The sequence below is a fragment of the Alteromonas sp. KUL17 genome (assembly GCF_006538305.1).
Lineage (GTDB): Bacteria > Pseudomonadota > Gammaproteobacteria > Enterobacterales > Alteromonadaceae > Alteromonas > Alteromonas macleodii.
The window spans coordinates 79,931-98,939 of record NZ_BJKJ01000011.1 but is presented as its reverse complement, the minus strand read 5'-3'; the positions used below and the strand labels follow the sequence as shown (position 1 = coordinate 98,939).

Below are 19,009 nucleotides of genomic sequence, written 5' to 3'. Positions count from 1 at the left end.
ATATGTTTACACGAATTCTAAAAGGAAGCATTCTTGCTTCCTTTTTTTTGATTTTCGCAGCTAATTCCACGGCCAGTGACGTTACTCAAACTAGCTACTCAAAAGTTGATAGCGCAACGTTACAGCAAATAGCTAACGACCCATCGTGGCACCTATTGTTACAACTAAAAAATGGGAAGCCAATAACTAAAGACACCTCTATTTATATATCAAAGTCGTTCGTCAGCCCGTTGGCCGAAGCGCAAGCTACCGTTGACCTTTTTCAGCGTAATACCCAAAACATTTGCAACTACCCTGCCCGTTTACGGCTGCTCAAGCGCTACATACCCGAATTTGCATCTATTACCCCTGCCGAGCACTGCGCAGAATATCGCAAATTTGTTGAAAGTGTTCCGGCCGATAGTATCAAGCTAATTTACGCCTCAGAAAATGTTACATCTGCGAGCTCTATGATGGGGCATATTATGCTTCGTCTTGATGGAACTAACGATAAAGGCATTCCCGTTAAGCACGGTATTACGTTTTTTACAGAATTAGACTCTTTAAACGTTCCTCACATCATGTACGAAACATTGATGACTGGAAAAGAAGGCGTATTTAAGGTTGCTCCTTACCAAGAATTTGAGCAGTTTTACCTCTATGAAGAGCAAAGAAACATTTGGCGATACACGCTAGATTTCAACGAGCAACAGCGCCACTTTATGCAAGACTACATATGGGAATTGGGACAGCAGAGCCCCGCTTATTTTTTTCATATATTCAACTGTGCCACCGTTACTCAGTTGTTGGTAAATATTGCTCGTCCTGCTCATCTAAATCAGGTTGCAAGCTGGCTGACTCCTCTAGATGTTGTTAAATTTGCACAAGCAAACTCTCTTGTTGCATCAACCCAATTCGTACCTTCAAACAAGTGGGAAATAACGACGTTAGAAGAAAGTATTGGTAGTAAACGCGCGTCTGACATATCTTCGCATTTAGCTCGCGCTCAGCTAGATTCATTATCACTTTCGTTTGTTGAAACCAAATATGCACTAGCGCTTAATCAGTACTTTAGGTCAGCACAAACAATTTCAGAACAGCAATATCAAAAGAACTCAGCTGAAATTGCATCGTTTGATGTTAAATATAAGCACCTTTCTTTAGACGTATCTGAATTCCCTGTTCCTTCCTCTCGCCAGCAGGAAGGTTATGTTGCTGCCGGCTTCACTCATCAAGACAGCCGTTCATTCATGTCAATTCGTGCCTTTCCTGTTGCAAGAAGGCTAGCCGACGACAACAGGAGCATGATTGGTGAAACCGAGCTTATCTTGGCCGACGTTGAATTCAGAGTTGGCTTAGAACAAAACAACTTAGGTGATATCTATGTGGACAAGGCCATGCTTTACCAAATGGTATCGCGGGTACCTGTTACACAAAATATAAGCAACTGGTCATCATCATTTAACATTGGAATAAATCGCGTGCTAACCGGCGAGCGAAAACGCAAACTCATTGTTCAATCAGAGTTTGGTTTAGGCTTAACACGTGAAGTAATGCAAGGTTTAGGGGTGTATAGCGACATCATTGTGGGTGCTGGCGCTAACAAGCACGAAGCATTTGTGTACGCCAAACCCGTTGTTGGGCTATACGCATATACAAAACTGAATAGTAAGTTGGCAGTTAACTTAAGTAGGACCTACAACCAATATGGAAGTGATGATCCAATCGATGCAGCATCGTTTAGCTTGCACCAATATGGTTTTGAAAACATCGCGTTAGATTTTGAAGTTAATATACAGAAAGTTGCCGATGAATATGAATCTAGCGCAGCTTTTATGTTGGGGTATCGGTTTTAACATTTTTTTGGGGCTTTCGAAACGTAACATCTAAAGAGGGTTCTAAAAATGAAAAGTGTCAGTGGGGTGTAAAACTAAATTAAGACAACTTAAATGACAGCATCGAATTCACGTATTGGTATCTTTTGGATTTACCATGAAAGGCTAATATCTAGGTCTATATTATTGTCGAAAGCAAAGTACAGTAGTCTGGGTATTGCCGACACATGTTTTAGCCATATAAGTGTTTGGGAAACCGAGAAAGCTTACCTTCCAGAATTTCCTACACTTATGAATTCCGAGTATCAGATGTTCCCTCGTGGACGAGTTCTCTTTGAGAAGAGATGTGCTACGTTTAAAATTTTTGCTGATAGCACTATTATTAAAAATAAGTGCAGTAGAAAACTCATTATCGACACTTTTTCATTACAGGACGAAAAATGTAAATGGAAAAGAGATACTCACTATGCGGTCTTTTGAATCGCTTACTAATGACTTTTATCTCACCTTTCAAACGCATAATCAATTTACCGGATACATTAACTCTTATCGCTAGGTTGCAATAAGTATTCGCGAGCGAGGTGAAAGCACTTATGAAAATGGTGCTTTCTGTGAGTTACTTGATAATTAAATAAATAATGTGGAAGAGCCCAGAGCATGGAAGACAACCTACTCGTAAATTTAAGAAAGTATCGACCTAGAGATAAATCAGATCCATTAGAGAACTTTTTAACAGAGGCATTTGCGCACTTATTGAAAAATAGCAGCGAGGTTATGATAGCTCTCTTAGAAGAGATTAATTCAAAATCAGCGCTCCCAAAAGCGTTCAATACCAATAACTATGAGGTCACAACTCAAGCAAATTTCGACGGAAAGTTTCCTGACATGCTTGTTAAGTGGGACGACGTAGTAATAGTTTTCGAGCATAAAGTCTATTCTGAATTGAGTTACTCTCAGCTCGATAATTACAGAGCCTATGCTGAAGAACATTTCAATTATCATCACGTTGTTCTTATAACTGCACGAGAGTATCAACATAAACAAAACCCCGACTGCGCTATTTGTTGGCATGATATTCACGAACTATTGGGTAAAATTAAGCCTTTAAAAAATGAAACAGCCAAATGGTACTTGGAGTCCTTCAAAGGACTTCTTCAAGCAGAGGGATTGGGTAAGATATCTCCTATCAATCAATTGGCTATTACGCATTACCTTGAAGCTAAACAGCTAGAAGAACAAATGCGCTCGCTTATCAAGCAAGCCTCTCTTGAACATATCCTTTGGCCTCTAGCCCAATTTTTGGCACCTACTGTAAAAGATCGACTTTCCACTGTTGAGCGTCGAATTGGAATAGAGTTTTGTAGTTTTGGAAATGAGCAGAAGCTTGATTGGAAGCCAGGTATTTTCTGCGGCTTTTTGGCTGATGGTGCTGACCATAAATTTGAACACATAACGGGCAAACACATGCACGTCGGATTAATCTTCGACTTTCAAAAATCGTTACATAACTCGCTCCAATCAAGCACTACTTTTAAAGGGCTTAGAAGCGAGATCGCAGAAAGAATTAACGAGTTAAATGCATCGAACGTTAGTTATTCGCCCCATGATAATAAGTGGAAAGTGATTGATAATTTGAGCGCTGATACAAATGCCGAAGTAAACCTTTATCACCCTTTCGCTGTTTTGATGCGCATGGATGCATTTTTCTCTGAGTTACATGATTCTCCAGAGCAGCTTAATGAATTTATTCGTTCAATTAGTTTATTACAGGAGTTGCTTCTATCTTGTCCGAATTTCCAACCTTTCCTTGCAGAATTGAGTAAAAGTAAAGACGGATGATGTCTACTTTTTGAAAACAGATACTAAAGCAGGCCTATAGGCCTGCGTTCCTGACAAGGCTTCAAAAGCTAAAGTATTAATGGATGAAATGTGAAACCCGAAAGAGCGTCATAAATTCCAGAGGTAGAAAATTAAACACCACACAAAACTGTTTAAATATACAGTGCATTAATTTATCCTATTGAAGTGCTCTTCAATAGGATTTTTTATGCTCTCTCATTCTGAATTAAACCCGCAGCAGCAAGAAGCCGTGAACTACGGGTTGAGTTCCGTAGGAGCGGGCGAAACGGAGCTGCGCGATGAAACGCACCACCCGCTGTTAATTATTGCAGGCGCTGGCACAGGTAAAACTAACACTCTCGCTCACAAAACAGCACAGCTAATATTGCATGGTGTTGCGCCAGAACGAATTTTATTGATGACGTTTGCGCGAAGGGCTTCGTCGGAATTAAGTTCACGGGCGAACCGCATAATAGAGCGAACGTTGCGTGAGAAACAAAAGGCGTATCATCCGGTCACACTTCCTTGGATGGGCACTTTTCATTCAATCGCATCGCGACTGCTACGAGAGCACGCTTCACTCATCGGTTTAGATCCCGACTTTACGGTTATGGATCGTAACGACAGCGCGGATATGCTTGATTTGCTTCGCCACGAACTTGGCTTCAGCGGTGTCAATCGGCGCTTTCCTAAAAAGAAAACGTGTTTAGACATTTACTCTCGTTGCGTGAACGCGCAAGCACCGCTTATCGACATACTCGATGCTCATTTCCCCTATTGTAGCGAGTGGGAAGAAGAGCTGAACACGCTGTTTGCTCACTACGCGAAAACTAAAATTGAACAAGTGAGTTTAGACTATGACGACTTACTGCTTTACTGTTTTCACATGGCGCAGGTCGACGCTATTGCTCAAAAAGTAAGAGAGCAATTCGACAATGTGTTGGTAGACGAATATCAGGATACCAACGTACTTCAAGCTGGCATTCTAAAAGGTTTCTTCCCTACTGGTGAAGGTCTTACCGTTGTAGGCGATGACGCCCAATCAATTTATTCATTTCGCTCGGCCACGGTGGACAATATCCTTAACTTCCCCGACGCATTTTCCTTGCCTGGCAAAGTGATAACGCTACAACAAAATTATCGATCTCACCCGAACATTCTAAACTTGTCTAATACTTTGCTTTCCCAAAGGGATGAAGGCTATAAGGTATCGTTGTTCAGCGAGCGTAACAACGGCCCTATGCCTAAGTGGGTAACCGTTGAAAACGACATGTTCCAAGCAGAGTATATTGTTGAGCGAGTTTTAGCAGCTCGTGAAGAAGGGATTGATTTAAAACAGCAGGCGGTGTTGTTTCGTTCAAGTTATCACAGCGATCGTCTAGAGCTTGAACTTACTCGACGTAATATCCCTTTCGTTAAACACGGTGGCCTTAAATTCCTAGAGGCTTCTCACGTAAAAGACATGCTTTGCATTTTACGTTGGGCAGATAACCCTAAACATAAAATATCAGCCTTTCGAGTGCTTAAGTTATTGCCCGGCATAGGTCCAAAGATAGCTGAGAGAGTGTTTAACGATTTAGAAAAGCACGACTTTGCATTGGGTAAATTGCGTAGCTTCGCACTTTTAGAGTCCGCGAAGCCTTCATTTCTTTCTCTTGTTGATTTGCTAGATAACGTGCACCACAACAACATTCCATGGACCGAGCAAACAAGCGCCATCGCAGCGTTTTACAAAGATTTATTGGAAGCTAATTATAACGATCATTTCACACGTTTCGGCGATATTGAACAGCTCACAATGATCTCTGGGCAGTATTCATCGAGAGAGCGATTTTTAACTGAACTCACACTAGATCCACCGCAGAGCACAGGTGATCTGGCGGGCAAACCTTTGCTTGATGACGACTTTCTTATCTTGTCGACGGTGCATAGCGCTAAAGGGCAAGAGTGGAAGCATGTGTTCGTACTGAATGTTGCCGATGGCAATTTTCCCAACGAGTACGCAGCGGGTGATAAACGTGCTCTCGAAGAAGAGCGACGTTTGCTTTACGTAGCCATAACACGAGCGAAAGATGAACTAAGCTTGATTCAGCCTCTGAAATATTGGGTGCCAGAGCAACAAAAGTTTGGTGACAAGCATGTATACGGTGCCAAGAGCCGTTTCTTTACCGATGCTGTTTGCGCTTGCATGGAACCCATTGCTTACCCTAAGCGCACTGCTTCAGCCAGTGAAAAGAAAATTGCCAAAGGTGCTATAGCCGATATAAAGAAAAATATTCTTGGGATGTGGAACAATACCAGTCCGCATAGATAACTCTCCCCTCAGCGAGAGTTAAAATGTTCATAATCAAGGCGTGTTACCGCAGGTAGAGTGGTTCTACATCAAAGTGACACAATAAAGAGTACGGACATTTAAAGAAAAATGACGCGCCCCGTCATAACACTGAAATAAACTCCCTGTAGCGTGAAATATCCAGTGAAAGAGTCTTCAACGGCTCAGCTTCAAAAACGCTAAATGCTCCAATACGAGTTTTCATGAAGAAATTGAAACGCTATCAATATGAAAGATATGCCATTCTCTGCCAACTCGCCTACCCTGATGCCAACGAGCAATACCAAAAAATCTTAGATCCTTTTTATGAACGCCAGCTAGTCGATAAGTACGGAAGAATGAGCGTAAGAATTTTGTGGGTCGAGAATAAAAAAGAGGTCATTATCGTTTTTCGCGGATCATTGGGGGTAAGAGATTGGCTAGCGAATTTATTCTTCATCCCAAACAAACTCAATCAGTTAAACAGAAAATTCTGGGTCCACTGGGGGTTTGCGCGGCTATTGGCTCAACCTATGTATTCCAGCACTAAGACATCCAATGAAGCATTACCACTTAGAGAGCTACTTGTAAAAGTGCTTGAACCACTTAGGCAGCAAGGCAAGCGCTTTACATTCATTGGCCATTCGTCCGGCGGCGCAGTAGCGGTATTAATGGCTGATTACTTTGAGCGTTTATACGCAAAGTCAGTAAAAAGGGTAGTGACTTTCGGACAACCCGCAGTGGGTACGCGCTCTTGGTATAAGCACTACACGCTACACCATAGAACGTATCGCATTTGCTGCGATTTAGATGTAATAACCTTTATGCCGCCCTTCCCTTTTTACTTCTGGCACGTTGGCAAGATGCTGTGGCTGCACGATGATAAAATTTACGAAAACACGCCTACCCATAAACGCTTTTTGATGTCGCTTCATAGCTGGTTGTTACGCCCAATTACCTATCACTACATGCGAAAATATATCCGCAACAAGTCGCTTTTCGATGAGCATTAGAACGATCATTTTCGACCTACAGTGCGTAATTTAAAGGTACTTGATTATTCAATCCCGCACAGTACTGCGTAAGAGGTAGGCTTAAAGAAATGTCTTCACTGTCAATCAAACGAGCAAAAGCGGCACTCAAGAACGCGTTTATCGGCGACGCGTTGGCTATGCCGGTACATTGGTATTACAACCCAGCAGATATTTATAAGGCATTTCCGTTAGGGATAGAGCAATTTGAGGATGCGCCATCATTTCATCCGTCTTCAATAATGTCGCTACATTCCACGCAGCAAGGTGGGCGCGCGAATAAGGCATCTGCAAATCAAAAAGAGATAGTGGGCGACGTTATTCTCAAAGGTAAAAGGCAGTATTGGGGCAAGGACAACATTCATTACCATCATGGTATGAAAGCGGGAGAAAATACACTCAATGCACATTGCGCGCGTATCGTTTTATCATGCGCACTTAAAGGGTATGACGAAAACGAGTTTTTAACTCAATATATTAGCTTTATGCGCGCTGATGAACCTAAACATCCTGACACATACGCTGAGTCTTATCACAGAGGTTTTTTTGCGAACTTGGAACAAGGTACACCAGTACACAAATGTGGGGCGGTTACACATGATACGGCTTCAATAGGCGCTTTTGTGTCGGTAACACCTCTAGCGATAGTAGAAGCAAGCAAAAGCACAGCCCTTGAGGACATCAAACGCCTGTGTCGTAGTCACCTTTATTTAACTCACCCGGATGAGTCTTTAGCATCGGTGTGCGATTTCTATGTTGAGTTAATCTACAAATTAGTGCATCGCGAAGGTGAATCACCCAAGGCCATTTTAGAAGATATTGCCCGTAAATCTGCGCACATGAATTTGGCTGCGATAGCGGCAAAAAACAAAAGCGATATCGAGATTGTTGGGCGTATGTATTCGCCAGCGTGTTATATCTCAGACGCGTGGCCCGCCGTTTTGTACTTCGCTTACCGTTATGCTGATACGCCTAAGAAGGCGTTGATTGCGAACACCAACGTGGGGGGCGACAACGTGCACCGCGGTTTTGTATTGGGGGCCATAATGGGGCTAATTCAGGCGACAGAAATGTCCCAATGGTTTAGTGAATTAGCTGACAAAAAGGACTTAGATGCGCTGATTAACCTTCTTGATGAACGGTAGCTAATACACAAAAGCCTGGTAGACCCAGTCGCAAAATGAGCAAATGGCATTCACTGTCCGGTAGCGTATTCGCGCAAAAGCGCCTTATAACGCTACCGTTTCCCCTGTCTTCGCCGCCTTAAATATAGCGTTCACAATGCGGATATCGGCCAGACCTTCATTGCCAGTCACCATAGGTTGTCGTCCATTTAATATGGCCAGTGCATCGTTATCCATTTGCAGCGTTTGCTGCATACCGTTTATAGGAGCCAGCGTTTTTCCATCAGACGTGGTGCCCGTTACCCCGCTGTAGCTCTGCATGGGTTTAAGTTGATACCAGCCCGTTTCACAATCAGCTTTAAAATGGTTAAACCCTTTCACTACACTGGTACCGCAATCGGCCACTAGTCCGTCGCCAAAATCCATCGTAAACAAGGTCGTTTCATCAACCTCAGTAAACGTCTCTGGAAAGCGCTGTGGTGGATGGCTTCCCGTTACCGCTAATGGCTCACGGCCCGTTAAAAAGCGCGCGCCGTTTATCGCGTAAACGCCCATATCATAGAGTGCACCGCCCCCCATGTGCTTTTTCATTCGCCAGTTGTCAGGCGCTCTTCCTTGTCCTGCATAACCAGCGAAGCTCGATACCGCGGTCAAGTTTCCATACGGCTTAGTTTCAAGATACTGATGAAAAGTGCGGGTATTGGGTTCGTGCTGCATGCGATAGCCTATCGACAACTGCACGCCATTTTTGTCACACGCATCTATGATAGCTTGGCATTCCTCGCTATCCATGGCCATTGGCTTTTCACACCACACATGCTTTCCGGTATTTGCGGCTTGTATCGCAAAATCCTTGTGTGTGCCAGTAGGCGTTACAACGTAAATAACATCAATATCGTCATTATTCGCAATATCTGCCATGGTGCTGTACGTGTACACATTACTGTCTTTAATGCCGTACTTTTGCTGCCATTGCGGGATCTTACTCTCGCTCCCCGTAATTATCCCCCGTAATTCGCAGTGTTTAGTGTCCTGTAAGGCAGGAGCGAGTAAATTTGTGCTGTAGTTGCCCAACCCTAATAGCGCCACGCCTATTTTCTTTTTCGAAGGCTTTGCCATTAAATAAGGACTGTGCGCAACCAGCAAACCTGAACCTGCCAATTGAAGAAAGTGACGACGAGTAATGCGGGGCATTAGTACTCTCCATTAAGAAATTAATCCGTGCATGGTTTTAGTAGTACCTTTCTTACTCAGAAAGATCACAATACCGTTGCGATATTATCGAATGTGTTACCAGTAACACCATTGAAGGTTTATAGCTGACAACCAATAAGCTTTGAAGCTCTATGGCACATCGTACCGTTTGGTAACGCGAAACGATTTACGACAAAATCAGAAGAAAAGCAGCCCACTTTTATCGACAGCATAATTTACTGTTTGCGCTTTGCCCGCCAAGCTTCTGCCACGATAGGTTCAAGGTCGCTCAAATCCAAAGGTTTAACAAGGTGATGGTCAAATCCAGCTTCTTTCGAACGCTGGATGTGCGATGGTTGTCCCCACCCCGTTTGCGCCACAAATACTGCGTCAGCTAACGCGCGATTTTGACGAAGTGCCGTACATAATTCGTAACCATTCATACGCGGCATGCCGATATCCAGCAACACTAAATCGGGCGTGAAAGACGCGACAGCCTTTAATGCAGATGGCCCATCTTCCACTACTTGAACCTGACACCCTTTTGCCTCCAAAATCCATCCCATGGTAATAGCGGCATCTTGATTATCATCGGCAATTAAAACGTTGAGCTTTTCAGCGGTAGCGCCTACCACGTCATGGGCCTTTTCCGGTTTACTGGCTAATTTGGGTACTTTACTTAAAACGGGTAAGGTAACGATAAACGTTGTGCCTTTATCAACGCCATCGCTTTGCACATTTACCGTTCCATCATGCAATTCAGTGAGTTTCTTCACTAGAGTAAGGCCAATCCCCAACCCGCCTTGAGAACGTTCAAGGGCACCATCTACCTGAGTAAACATATCGAAAACCGATTTTAGCTTGTCTGCTGGAATGCCCTCTCCATTGTCTTTAACTGCAATGGTTACCTTACCGTCGCAAGTACTAATACAGACCTCGATATTGCCACCCGGTGGAGTGTACTTTGCAGCATTGTTGATAATATTCGAGAAAATCTGCGACAACCGGATAAGGTCTCCGTTTACCCAAACCGGCTCTGCTACTTTTTCCACCAGCAGCGTATGCTGTTTTTCATCAATCAGGGGCTGAATAGTCTCAATCGCCGTACCCAGAATCTCACACAAGTTCACAGGTTTGCGATGAATTCGAATTTTTCCTCGGGTAATTCGTGACACATCCATAAGGTCATCAACAAGCCGTATCATTTGCGTTACTTGTCGTTCGACTCGACCGAATGCCTCGCTCTTCTGATTTTGGCTGTAGTCGTCTGACTGCAGAATTTCCAACGCATTGCGAATTGGTGCAAGCGGATTACGTAATTCATGTGCCAACGTAGCAAGGAACTCATCTTTACGGCGATCGGCCTCTTGAAGCGCGTCTATCGCATTTCGTTCTCTCGTGGTGTCTACACCTACTCCCGGAAAACGTTCCGGCTCACCAGAGCTGTTATAAATGACTCGTCCTCTAAATGAAGCCCAGCGGACAGTGCCGTCTTTTTGTAAGATACGGTATTCTTCATCAAATGGGGTGCGGTTATTAATACTTTCACAAATAGCAGCCTCACACGCTGCTAAATCGTCTGGGTGGATATATTGTTTGGGCACTTCAATGGCTACACCGTTTTCAGCCTCATCGCTACTGAGGTTAAAGAGTTCTCCCAAACGCTCATCTGCCGTGAACAAGTTTTGCTTAATATCCCAATCCCAAATACCAAAGCTGTGTGATGCTTCCAGTGCTAAGCGTCTGCGAGACTCTGCTCGCTTAGCCATTTCTTCAGCGTGTTTACGCTCAGTAACATCTCGCGTCGAACCAGCAATGGCTTCAACGTTTCCGTCTTCACCAATAACAGGAACAAATATGTAGTCATATATACGGCGACCATGAGTACCGGTAAAAGGAACATCACTACGAATTGGTTGCTTTGTTTCAATTACCTGACGAATCTCCTTCATGTGCATATCTGCATGCCAAGGTTCGTACCCAAGCTCTAAACATGTTTTGCCAATCGCTTCGTCCCAACTCAGCCCCCACATTTGCAGTAACGCGTCGTTGGCATACGTAAAATGCCCCTCAAGGTCAAAGATATAAAGCAAATCGGGCGTATTCGACAGAGCCGTTTCGTAAAGCCTGCGCTGTTTATTAAAAGACTCAATGTTCTCTAGTAACGCCGACTCCGCAACCCGTCGGGCGCGATTTTCGTTGTTGCGCTCAATAATGATTGCAGCGGTTTTAGACAGTGCATTAATTACGTCAATGTCATCGGGTAATGGGGTAAATCGCTCGCGATGAAATAAACAGAAAGTGCCCAATACCGTGCGACTTTCTGCAGATAAAATGGGACGACACCAAAATGATTGAAGTCCTAATGCCTGAGTGGAGAGACTAAAATCACTCGAATCAGTTTGGGCGTTGATGTGAATATTCACCACATCACGAGTTTGACAACACTTTCCTAACGGCGTTAGTTCATCAATTGTAATATTCTTGAAGTACTGCCTAGTTTCTTTTGGCATCGACGGTGCAGCCGCGCTAATGAGTGATAACCCATCTTCAGATACCAAGGATATTCCACTTACAGCTTGAAAATCTGTCACCTTTTCTACTGCATTGACTAAAACGGTCAACACATCTTCTAGTGTAGCGCCAGATAATGCGAGTCTCATGGCATCTCTTTGAGACTGAGAAATGATCTGTAGCCTGCGCTTCATAGAGAAGTCATGAAACGAAAACCCCACTACACCCGCCGCAACGGGGAAAATGGTGAGTTTGAACCAGGCGTGGTCAATACCAAACCGAATTTCCGTTGTTTTACCGGGTTCCTGTTTTATTGCCAGTTCAAACTGTTGAGTAATATTCGGTACTTGCGACTGAGGAAACAAACTAAACACCGAGCTGTCAAAGAGATCAGATTTGTCTAATCCACAGATGGAACGGGCCTGATGGTTAGCGTAAATAACGTTGCCTTTAACATCGGCAAATATCACCGCATCAGTTATATTTTCTATAAGAGCTTGAAAGGGGATGTCGTCGGTAAAAGAAGATGAAGCCTTACTTATTGGCTCAGACATAATTCGCTCAAATAATGTAGAAAAAATTATACTAAAGTAGAAATCACTATTTAGCTAACGATTTACGTTAAGCAGTACAAAGCGACTTCTCTAGAGGTGCGGTAAGTGAACTTAAATGATTAAATTTTCGTAACACTTACGCTGTTACAAGTAAAAGCTCTACCAAGATCACTTTCTACCAAGGCTAAGACATGGACAACGCTGGCTCGAATCAAGATAAAGGGAACGGGAAGTATGCTGGGAAGTTCCCCAAAATAGCCCAACAAACCAGACTGCTAAATATTCTTGTGATTTTTGCTGTCATTTATACGTTGTACCTTGCCAAGTCTTTACTTGTTCCTCTTTTCTTTTCCGCCTTTGTAGCTTTGCTTTTGAGCCCTCTTGTTGCATTCGCACGCAAGTTATTCATACCTCGCACACTGTCAGCAGGAGCCCTGATTATTTTGCTGGTCGCGCCGTTTACATTTTTAGGTATAGAGCTGGCTGAGCCGGCAGAACGCTGGATGCAATCTCTCCCCAAAATTGCTGCCGAGATATCCAAAGAAATTGAAGAGATAAGCAGCAACATCGACGCTTATGCAACGCCTCCAGCTGAACCCGTTGAAAAAGAACGTTCATTCTTTAGCTGGTTTGGTGACGATGAGAAGACACCTGAACTTTCTCCATCACAAGACAATACAAACTCTGTGACGGACAAAATTAAACAAAGCGGAATAGATATTGGGCTCACACTCTTCAGTAACGCGCCATTTTTACTGGCACAGGTGCTCGCCTGTATCGTTTTAATTTTCTTCTTGTTGGTTTTTGGCCCCAACCTATTCAATGTTTTTGTAAGAGACTTCCCTATTGTTACCAACAAGCGACGAACGCTGGTGTTGGTAGATCAAATTCAACGGGAGCTGTCTTCGTATATCGTCACCATCAGCATCATAAACTCTTGCTTAGGGTTAGCTACAGCTGGCGTGTTTTACTATTTAGGAATAGACGATGCGTTACTTTGGGGAGCGCTGGTTGCGCTGATGAACTTTGTCCCTTACTTGGGTGGTGTGGCGAGCTGCGTGGTATTGCTGGTAGTTGGGCTTGTGCAGTTTGGACTTACCAGCAGTGCGTTTCTGCCAGCGGGTCTGTTTTTAGTATTGAATATCATTGAATCACAGCTCATCACGCCTGCGGTGCTAGGAAGAAGTATGCAGCTTAACCCGTTAATAATCATAATTTGGATAGCAATAACGGGTTGGCTATGGGGTGTGGTAGGCGTTTTACTCGCCGTGCCTATTCTAATGTGTTTTAAGATCATTCTCGAAAATCTGGGCGTATTTGATCACTGGATAAGACTTCTCGAGTCAAAATAATTTCACTCTCTGCGCCCCTTCAAGCTAGAAATGTTCGCGATTCTCGTAATAATCGTTGCCGTTGAGATCTTCAAATAAAACGGTGATGTCCTTATCCTCTCCTACGAAGGGGCGAAGCGCAGTATCGATAACGTGAGCCACTGCAGTTTTAACATCCTGCCCGCGATCAAACCACAAAACTTCTATAAACGGATAAGCCGAAGAGGCTCCACCGGCCACAATGAACTGGCTCGCAATGTGCTCTACTGTGAAATGATCGTTAGGGGTGTCGGTCAGTTTGGCAAACTGTTCAACGATAGAACCTGCAACCTCTTCTAACGCTGATTGCTCGATACCTCTTACGCGAATGTGCGGCATATTTTGTCCTTTAATAGCTCTTTAGTTTGTGTACCGGAATTTTCTAAGCGGCATCATACCACGCTTTAATAGCGTCTAGACTGAGGACTAGCCTTTAGTACGCGATGAATGCCATACTATTCGGTAAAAGGGTATAACGTTCTCACGGCAAATTAAGAATTATACCGAAACAGAATCTCGCACCACCACTTCACGCCATAAATGAGAACACTCTTCCACAAACTTTTTGTGAATAGGATGAAGCTGGTACTCATCTTGCGCTTCAACGCTTTCAAATAGCATAAGTTCAGACACGTCAAACGAGTTATCTATCACGTCACGCTTTAGTGTATTGGCAGGCACACCAATGTGAAGCGAGTGAACTTGTGGGATAGCGCGCAACGATTGCAAACCAGCAATGAGCTTTTGCTTATCTTCTGTTGACGTTGGATCTTTCAGCCAGAAGTAAACCATATGAAGGATAGGTGGTAACTCAGCGTTTGTGGTGCGGGACGAATGCGCCATAGCGGGCAATGCAGATAGCGAAGCAAACGCTCCTGCGGTTGCTAAAAATTGTCGTCTTTTTGTATCTGCCATAATAGACCCTGCTTACCTTAGCTGTAGATTTCTGTCATAAACATTGAACATGCTGATGTTTCTACAATGACATTGGATCTCAATTGAAGCAATAAGAACCCGTTCATCTTCGCGTAAACACACACTTGTGAGCTCTGTCTTTCACTGCGAAATAGATCTGGACTCAATTAGCAAGGCAAGAAAGCGCCAGGAATTTAATATTCTGCATGTTGGCAAGCAACTTGAAAGATACCTAAAGAAACTGAATTTTAAACATGTAAACAACGAGATTTTGACGCTATGCGCTTACCTACCAAACAGCTTATCAATAAAATTGAAAACTTATCTAATGGTCTAACGCCAGAGCAGCTAGCAAGCTTCCTCGATATTATTGACGCCATGACAGCACTGGTTGAAGAAGCTGGAGAGTTAAAAGGCGATAGCGACAACAAGAATGCTAGCCTCAGTACTGAGCTATCCGTATTCCACTAAGACTGGCCTTTTTAGTATCACCGCTCTGAGGTAACAGCGGTGCTGCTATACCAAGCTGAATACCAGTATCAACACCAAGAACGATAAATATTCGTTTTTGCTGTCATTGGCTCTTCTTTAGGGCCGTTGACCGGTTTTGCCATGAACCCAGCTCGCGATTTTGGTCCTAAGCTTTTTTCCCATATTGCGGGATGGAAGTATGCGCTTGATGGGGCGAAAGACATTCCCTACTTTATTGTGCCTATTGTAGCGCCTATATGTGGAGCATGCTTTGGCGCTTGGCTGTACCCTGTATTAATAGGTCATTCCCTTTCACCAGAAAGTCGCGCCTGCACTATTCCAAACGATTGCGAAACTTCCGCTGTTACACAAACTTCTGAAGCGTGTGTCGATAGAGGGTAAGCTAACTATTGATATACGAGCGGCGATGGCCTATTTTACGCCGCGGTTGAACTTACAAAGAAGCATAGCGTGTGTTTTATTTAATAGCAGTTACTGTCCTGTGGGCATTTTCCTTTTCGCTCATAGGCGAGTTTTTGGCTGGCTCAGTAGACAGTTATTTTGCTGTTTTGACACGCATTGTGCTCGCCACACTGGTCTTCCTTCCTTTCCTTAGGCCGGCATTATTGAGCCTTAAACAAAAGGTGATTCTGGCCAGTTTAGGTGCTGTGCAGTTAGGGTTAATGTATATTTTCTTCTACCACGCATTTTTGTTTTTAAGCGTGCCAGAAGTGTTGCTTTTCACCATTTTTACGCCGCTTTATGTCGCCATTTTGAACGACGCCCTGTTTAAGCGGTTTACCCCGTTTTATTTATTGTGCGCACTTATTGCCACCGCAGGTGCAGCCATAATTCGCTTTGATGGCGTGACTGATAACTACTGGTTTGGTTTTGCCATTGTTCAGGGTGCCAATCTTTCCTTTGCACTAGGACAAGTGGGTTATAAAAAGCTGACCTCGACTTTTACAGCCCAAGTACCCTATCACAACGTATTCGCGTGGTTTTATTTAGGCGCGTTAGTTGTAGCCTTGCCCGCTTTTTTCCTTTTCGGCAACCCAAGTCAACTACCGCAAAATACCGAGCAATGGGGAGTGCTACTGTGGTTGGGTATTGTGGCATCAGGGCTTGGATACTACTTTTGGAACCAGGGGGCGCTGGCCGTTTCTGGTGGTACGTTAGCTATTATGAATAACGCACTTATTCCAGCGGGGCTTGTGGTTAATTTACTGCTTTGGCAAAAAGACACCGACTTTTCTCGCCTGCTTCTTGGCGGTACCATCATTGCTATTGCACTTTGGATGTCCCATCAACACGCTAAGAAGCAGAAACAGTTATAAGCCTCAAAAAGGCCAAAGCTACGCAGGACTATACTCACTCTCCATGGTGTAGTCTTTGCGCGGCCCAATGACCTGCCACGTAGAGCGCCACACAGGCCACGCTGTGAAGTCATAGCGCACCACGTAATTATCGTCGCCACATAAGTGCTCAGCGTTTGGGTTGGTCGCACTGAAAGAATGAAAATAACGTTCATCATCGAACAACACTTCAAATAAACCAGTTTGAGGCTGCTGCCAGAAATACCGACGTTCTGCGGGCATTACGCTTTCGTTAGGCGCAGTTACTTCGCCTTTTTCGTAATACGCCAAGCCGCTTTTTTCTTTTTGTACGCAGCCTTCCAGCCAGCTAAATTCAGCCTCGCCAGAAAAGGTAAATACATCGCCATTTCGCTGGATGATTTTGCGCGTTAGCGTCCATCGTCCAGCAAAATCGTCCAAGGTATGAGGAGAATTAACTGTCATTGCGCCGTCCTTACCAAAAATAGGTAACAGTGGCAGAATATTGGTCGCCGCGACCCGGCGTTCCTGGGATTTCTTCAAAGCGCTCATCCCACAAGTTATCGACTGCCAATACCAGACTTAACCCTTCAATCTGAGCAGGTGAATATGTGAAAGTGACATGTGAGAAAAACGCAGAGTCATCGCTGTTTCTAAGCGCATTGGTTTCTTGTTTCCGCCACTCGTTGTCAATGCGCACTTCAACCGTATCGGTTGCAAACCACACCACCCCAAGGGTGGCGCGATGCGGCGGATAGTTAAGCGCGTAAAAGCTCGCGTCTACCTCATCAATTCGATAGTCTTCAGACTTATCTAAATAGGTGTAGCTGGCCACCACATCTGCGCTTTCCAAGCGTTTAATGGCAATCACCTCAACACCTAGGGTTTCGATGTCGACCGGGTTTGCACTGCGAGCTGAAGTAGCATCGAAGCTATACGTCCAATCTGTCAGCTCGTTATCCCAGCGATAGAATACAGCGGTATCAACTTTGAAAGACGTTTTATCAAATGACGCCCCAAACTCTAGGTTTTTGCTGACTTCTCGCTGTAACTGATTGTTACTTCTAAACAGACCGCTTGTGGTGCTGCCGCCTACAGCAGTGTAGCCAGCCACCTGCGTCGCCTCTGCATACGAAAGATAGAGTGTACGCGAGGCATTGCTCCCTGCTTGGGTAAGCCAACTAATATCGCCCACAAAAGACAGTCTGTCGTCGTCGCGATTTGTATCGTCAAACGCCCCACCTAAACGAACGGTAAGCAATTCATTGCTGTTCAACTGAGTTCGATACTCGGGCACTACGCTTATTTTGTAGTAGTCGCGAGAGGTGAAATTGTTCTCTAGCGTGGTTGATGTGATGTCGTCTGCAGTAAGCTGTGCTGTGTAGTTAATACCGAATTCTTGCGAAACATTATGAGTACCGGAAAATGCCAATGACTTCACTTGGGTTTCATGAAACGCCTGAAACGCTTCAGGATTTTCACGTGAGAATACGTAACGGTCGTCATTCTCTCTGTAGTAAGCAGAAACTTCAAAGGTATTTTTCATGCTCTCTTCGCCGTAGCGCTGTTTGTGATTTAGCATGACCAAACGGGTTTGAATGTCTTCTGTTTCGTTTACGTTAAAAGGCGTGTACAAGTTAGGCCAGCCAAAAAACTTTTGCTGAAAGCCATAAAACACGTCGGTTTGTGAGTCATCACTTGCCAGCTGAATACGCCCTGACGCGCGTTCGAAATTATGATCGCCATTAGCAATAGTGCCATCACTTTCAGAGCGAGAATACTCCCCTTCAACCCCAACAGACCAACCAGGTAAATCACTAAGCGCGTGCTTTACTGCACCGTGTACACGCTGCAAATTGAAGTTGTTATTACCTACTCCCACTGACACACTGCCTGCTGTTTGGATGGGACGCCAGCCGTAAGACACCGTACCTACAGAGCTATTTACACCGTAAAGCGCGTTATCGACCCCTGTGGAAATACTCGGCTTCGTCAACATTTCTGGCGCAATCGGAATTTCAGCAAAATAGTGCCCCGTTTGCGGGTCGATAAGCGTTGCGCTTCCTATGCGAAAACCCGTGTTTTCGAATATACCGCCGCGAATAGTCACGTCAGCCTGCGCTTCTGCCATGTTCCTTGATTGCAAATCGACTCGCGGATCGTACTCTAAGTTAGATATAGGTGAATTAAACGTCCCTACCGGCTTGTTGTTCGCCGTCGCTGCCCCTTCAATCGTAATTTTTTCTACGCCTTTTTCGTTGCTGTCCACGCCAGAGTTAGCGTTTGATGAATCAACACTTTCAGCGGCCATGGCGGTAAAAGGTAAAGTACAAAAGAGCAAAGATAGGATTGTGTGACGCATTCAGTGTCCTAGTTAAAAATTTAGGTTCAGCCTGCAGGCAAGAGTAATAAAAACGCGAAGTGTATAGCATTAGCAGACCGAGGAAAACGCTGCGCAGGTGAGTTTAGACCAGTAAGTTTATTTTTACTTACAGCTCTGCACATTTCTATTTATCAATATAAACAGACTGTATGTAT

At 44.2% G+C, this 19,009-nt stretch carries 14 protein-coding genes and 1 pseudogene; 9 read left to right on the top strand and 6 right to left on the bottom strand.

The window, feature by feature from the left end; translation table 11 throughout:
• The first annotated feature begins 2 nt into the window (after nt 1–2).
• The 5 genes from KUL49_RS11580 (at nt 3) to KUL49_RS11560 (ending at nt 8,140) form a co-directional block, all read left to right on the top strand.
• Entirely contained in the window at nt 3–1,835 is a 1,833-nt protein-coding gene (locus tag KUL49_RS11580; RefSeq protein ID WP_242633812.1) for a DUF4105 domain-containing protein, read from the top strand.
• A gap of 753 nt (nt 1,836–2,588) precedes the next feature.
• Nucleotides 2,589–3,653 (top strand): PD-(D/E)XK nuclease family protein, encoded by a 1,065-nt coding sequence (locus tag KUL49_RS11575; protein WP_219995808.1) that lies wholly within the window; start codon nt 2,589–2,591, stop codon nt 3,651–3,653.
• A 208-nt stretch (nt 3,654–3,861) separates the two neighbouring features.
• Nucleotides 3,862–5,967 carry an ATP-dependent helicase gene (locus KUL49_RS11570; RefSeq protein WP_131137371.1) on the top strand — a complete coding sequence of 702 codons (2,106 nt, stop codon included), beginning with the start codon at nt 3,862–3,864 and terminating at the stop codon, nt 5,965–5,967.
• A 221-nt stretch (nt 5,968–6,188) separates the two neighbouring features.
• Nucleotides 6,189–6,977, top strand: a complete 789-nt coding sequence (locus KUL49_RS11565; protein WP_131137370.1) for a lipase — start codon at nt 6,189–6,191, stop codon at nt 6,975–6,977.
• 89 nt (nt 6,978–7,066) lie between these two features.
• On the top strand, nt 7,067–8,140 hold the full coding sequence (locus KUL49_RS11560) for an ADP-ribosylglycohydrolase family protein (protein ID WP_131137369.1): 1,074 nt from the start codon (nt 7,067–7,069) through the stop codon (nt 8,138–8,140).
• Nucleotides 8,141–8,224: 84 nt separating this feature from the next.
• Here the strand turns inward: KUL49_RS11560 and KUL49_RS11555 are convergent, their stop codons facing one another.
• On the bottom strand, nt 8,225–9,313 hold the full coding sequence (locus KUL49_RS11555) for a Gfo/Idh/MocA family protein (protein ID WP_131137368.1): 1,089 nt from the start codon (nt 9,311–9,313) through the stop codon (nt 8,225–8,227).
• A 236-nt stretch (nt 9,314–9,549) separates the two neighbouring features.
• Complete coding sequence (locus tag KUL49_RS11550; protein ID WP_131137367.1) at nt 9,550–12,381, bottom strand: PAS domain S-box protein; 2,832 nt, start codon at nt 12,379–12,381, stop codon at nt 9,550–9,552.
• A 191-nt stretch (nt 12,382–12,572) separates the two neighbouring features.
• Between KUL49_RS11550 and KUL49_RS11545 the strand changes: the two genes are divergently transcribed.
• The gene (locus tag KUL49_RS11545; protein ID WP_131137366.1) at nt 12,573–13,733 is read left to right on the top strand and encodes an AI-2E family transporter; all 1,161 of its coding nucleotides are present in this window, start codon (nt 12,573–12,575) and stop codon (nt 13,731–13,733) included.
• Between the two features lie 24 nt (nt 13,734–13,757).
• On the opposite strand, the gene KUL49_RS11540 is transcribed toward KUL49_RS11545, so the two are convergent.
• Both KUL49_RS11540 and KUL49_RS11535 read right to left on the bottom strand, forming a co-directional pair.
• Nucleotides 13,758–14,090, bottom strand: coding sequence for a DUF1904 family protein (locus tag KUL49_RS11540; protein WP_131137365.1), 333 nt, complete (start codon nt 14,088–14,090; stop codon nt 13,758–13,760).
• 159 nt (nt 14,091–14,249) lie between these two features.
• A complete protein-coding gene (locus KUL49_RS11535; protein ID WP_110288128.1) occupies nt 14,250–14,666 on the bottom strand; it encodes a Dabb family protein in 417 nt (138 codons plus the stop codon).
• A gap of 279 nt (nt 14,667–14,945) precedes the next feature.
• On the opposite strand from KUL49_RS11535, the gene KUL49_RS11530 reads away from it, so the two are divergent.
• From KUL49_RS11530 to KUL49_RS11520, 3 genes and pseudogenes are all read left to right on the top strand, one after another.
• Nucleotides 14,946–15,137, top strand: a complete 192-nt coding sequence (locus KUL49_RS11530) for a hypothetical protein (protein WP_131137364.1) — start codon at nt 14,946–14,948, stop codon at nt 15,135–15,137.
• A gap of 93 nt (nt 15,138–15,230) precedes the next feature.
• Nucleotides 15,231–15,539, top strand: a pseudogene (locus KUL49_RS11525) (aquaporin); the annotation flags it as partial.
• 71 nt (nt 15,540–15,610) lie between these two features.
• Entirely contained in the window at nt 15,611–16,474 is an 864-nt protein-coding gene (locus KUL49_RS11520; protein ID WP_131137363.1) for a DMT family transporter, read from the top strand.
• An 18-nt stretch (nt 16,475–16,492) separates the two neighbouring features.
• Here the strand turns inward: KUL49_RS11520 and KUL49_RS11515 are convergent, their stop codons facing one another.
• Together KUL49_RS11515 and KUL49_RS11510 are read right to left on the bottom strand one after the other, a co-directional pair.
• The gene (locus tag KUL49_RS11515) at nt 16,493–16,936 is read right to left on the bottom strand and encodes a DUF6314 family protein (RefSeq protein ID WP_131137362.1); all 444 of its coding nucleotides are present in this window, start codon (nt 16,934–16,936) and stop codon (nt 16,493–16,495) included.
• A 10-nt stretch (nt 16,937–16,946) separates the two neighbouring features.
• Nucleotides 16,947–18,833, bottom strand: a complete 1,887-nt coding sequence (locus tag KUL49_RS11510; RefSeq protein ID WP_131137361.1) for a TonB-dependent siderophore receptor — start codon at nt 18,831–18,833, stop codon at nt 16,947–16,949.
• Nucleotides 18,834–19,009: the final 176 nt, after the last annotated feature.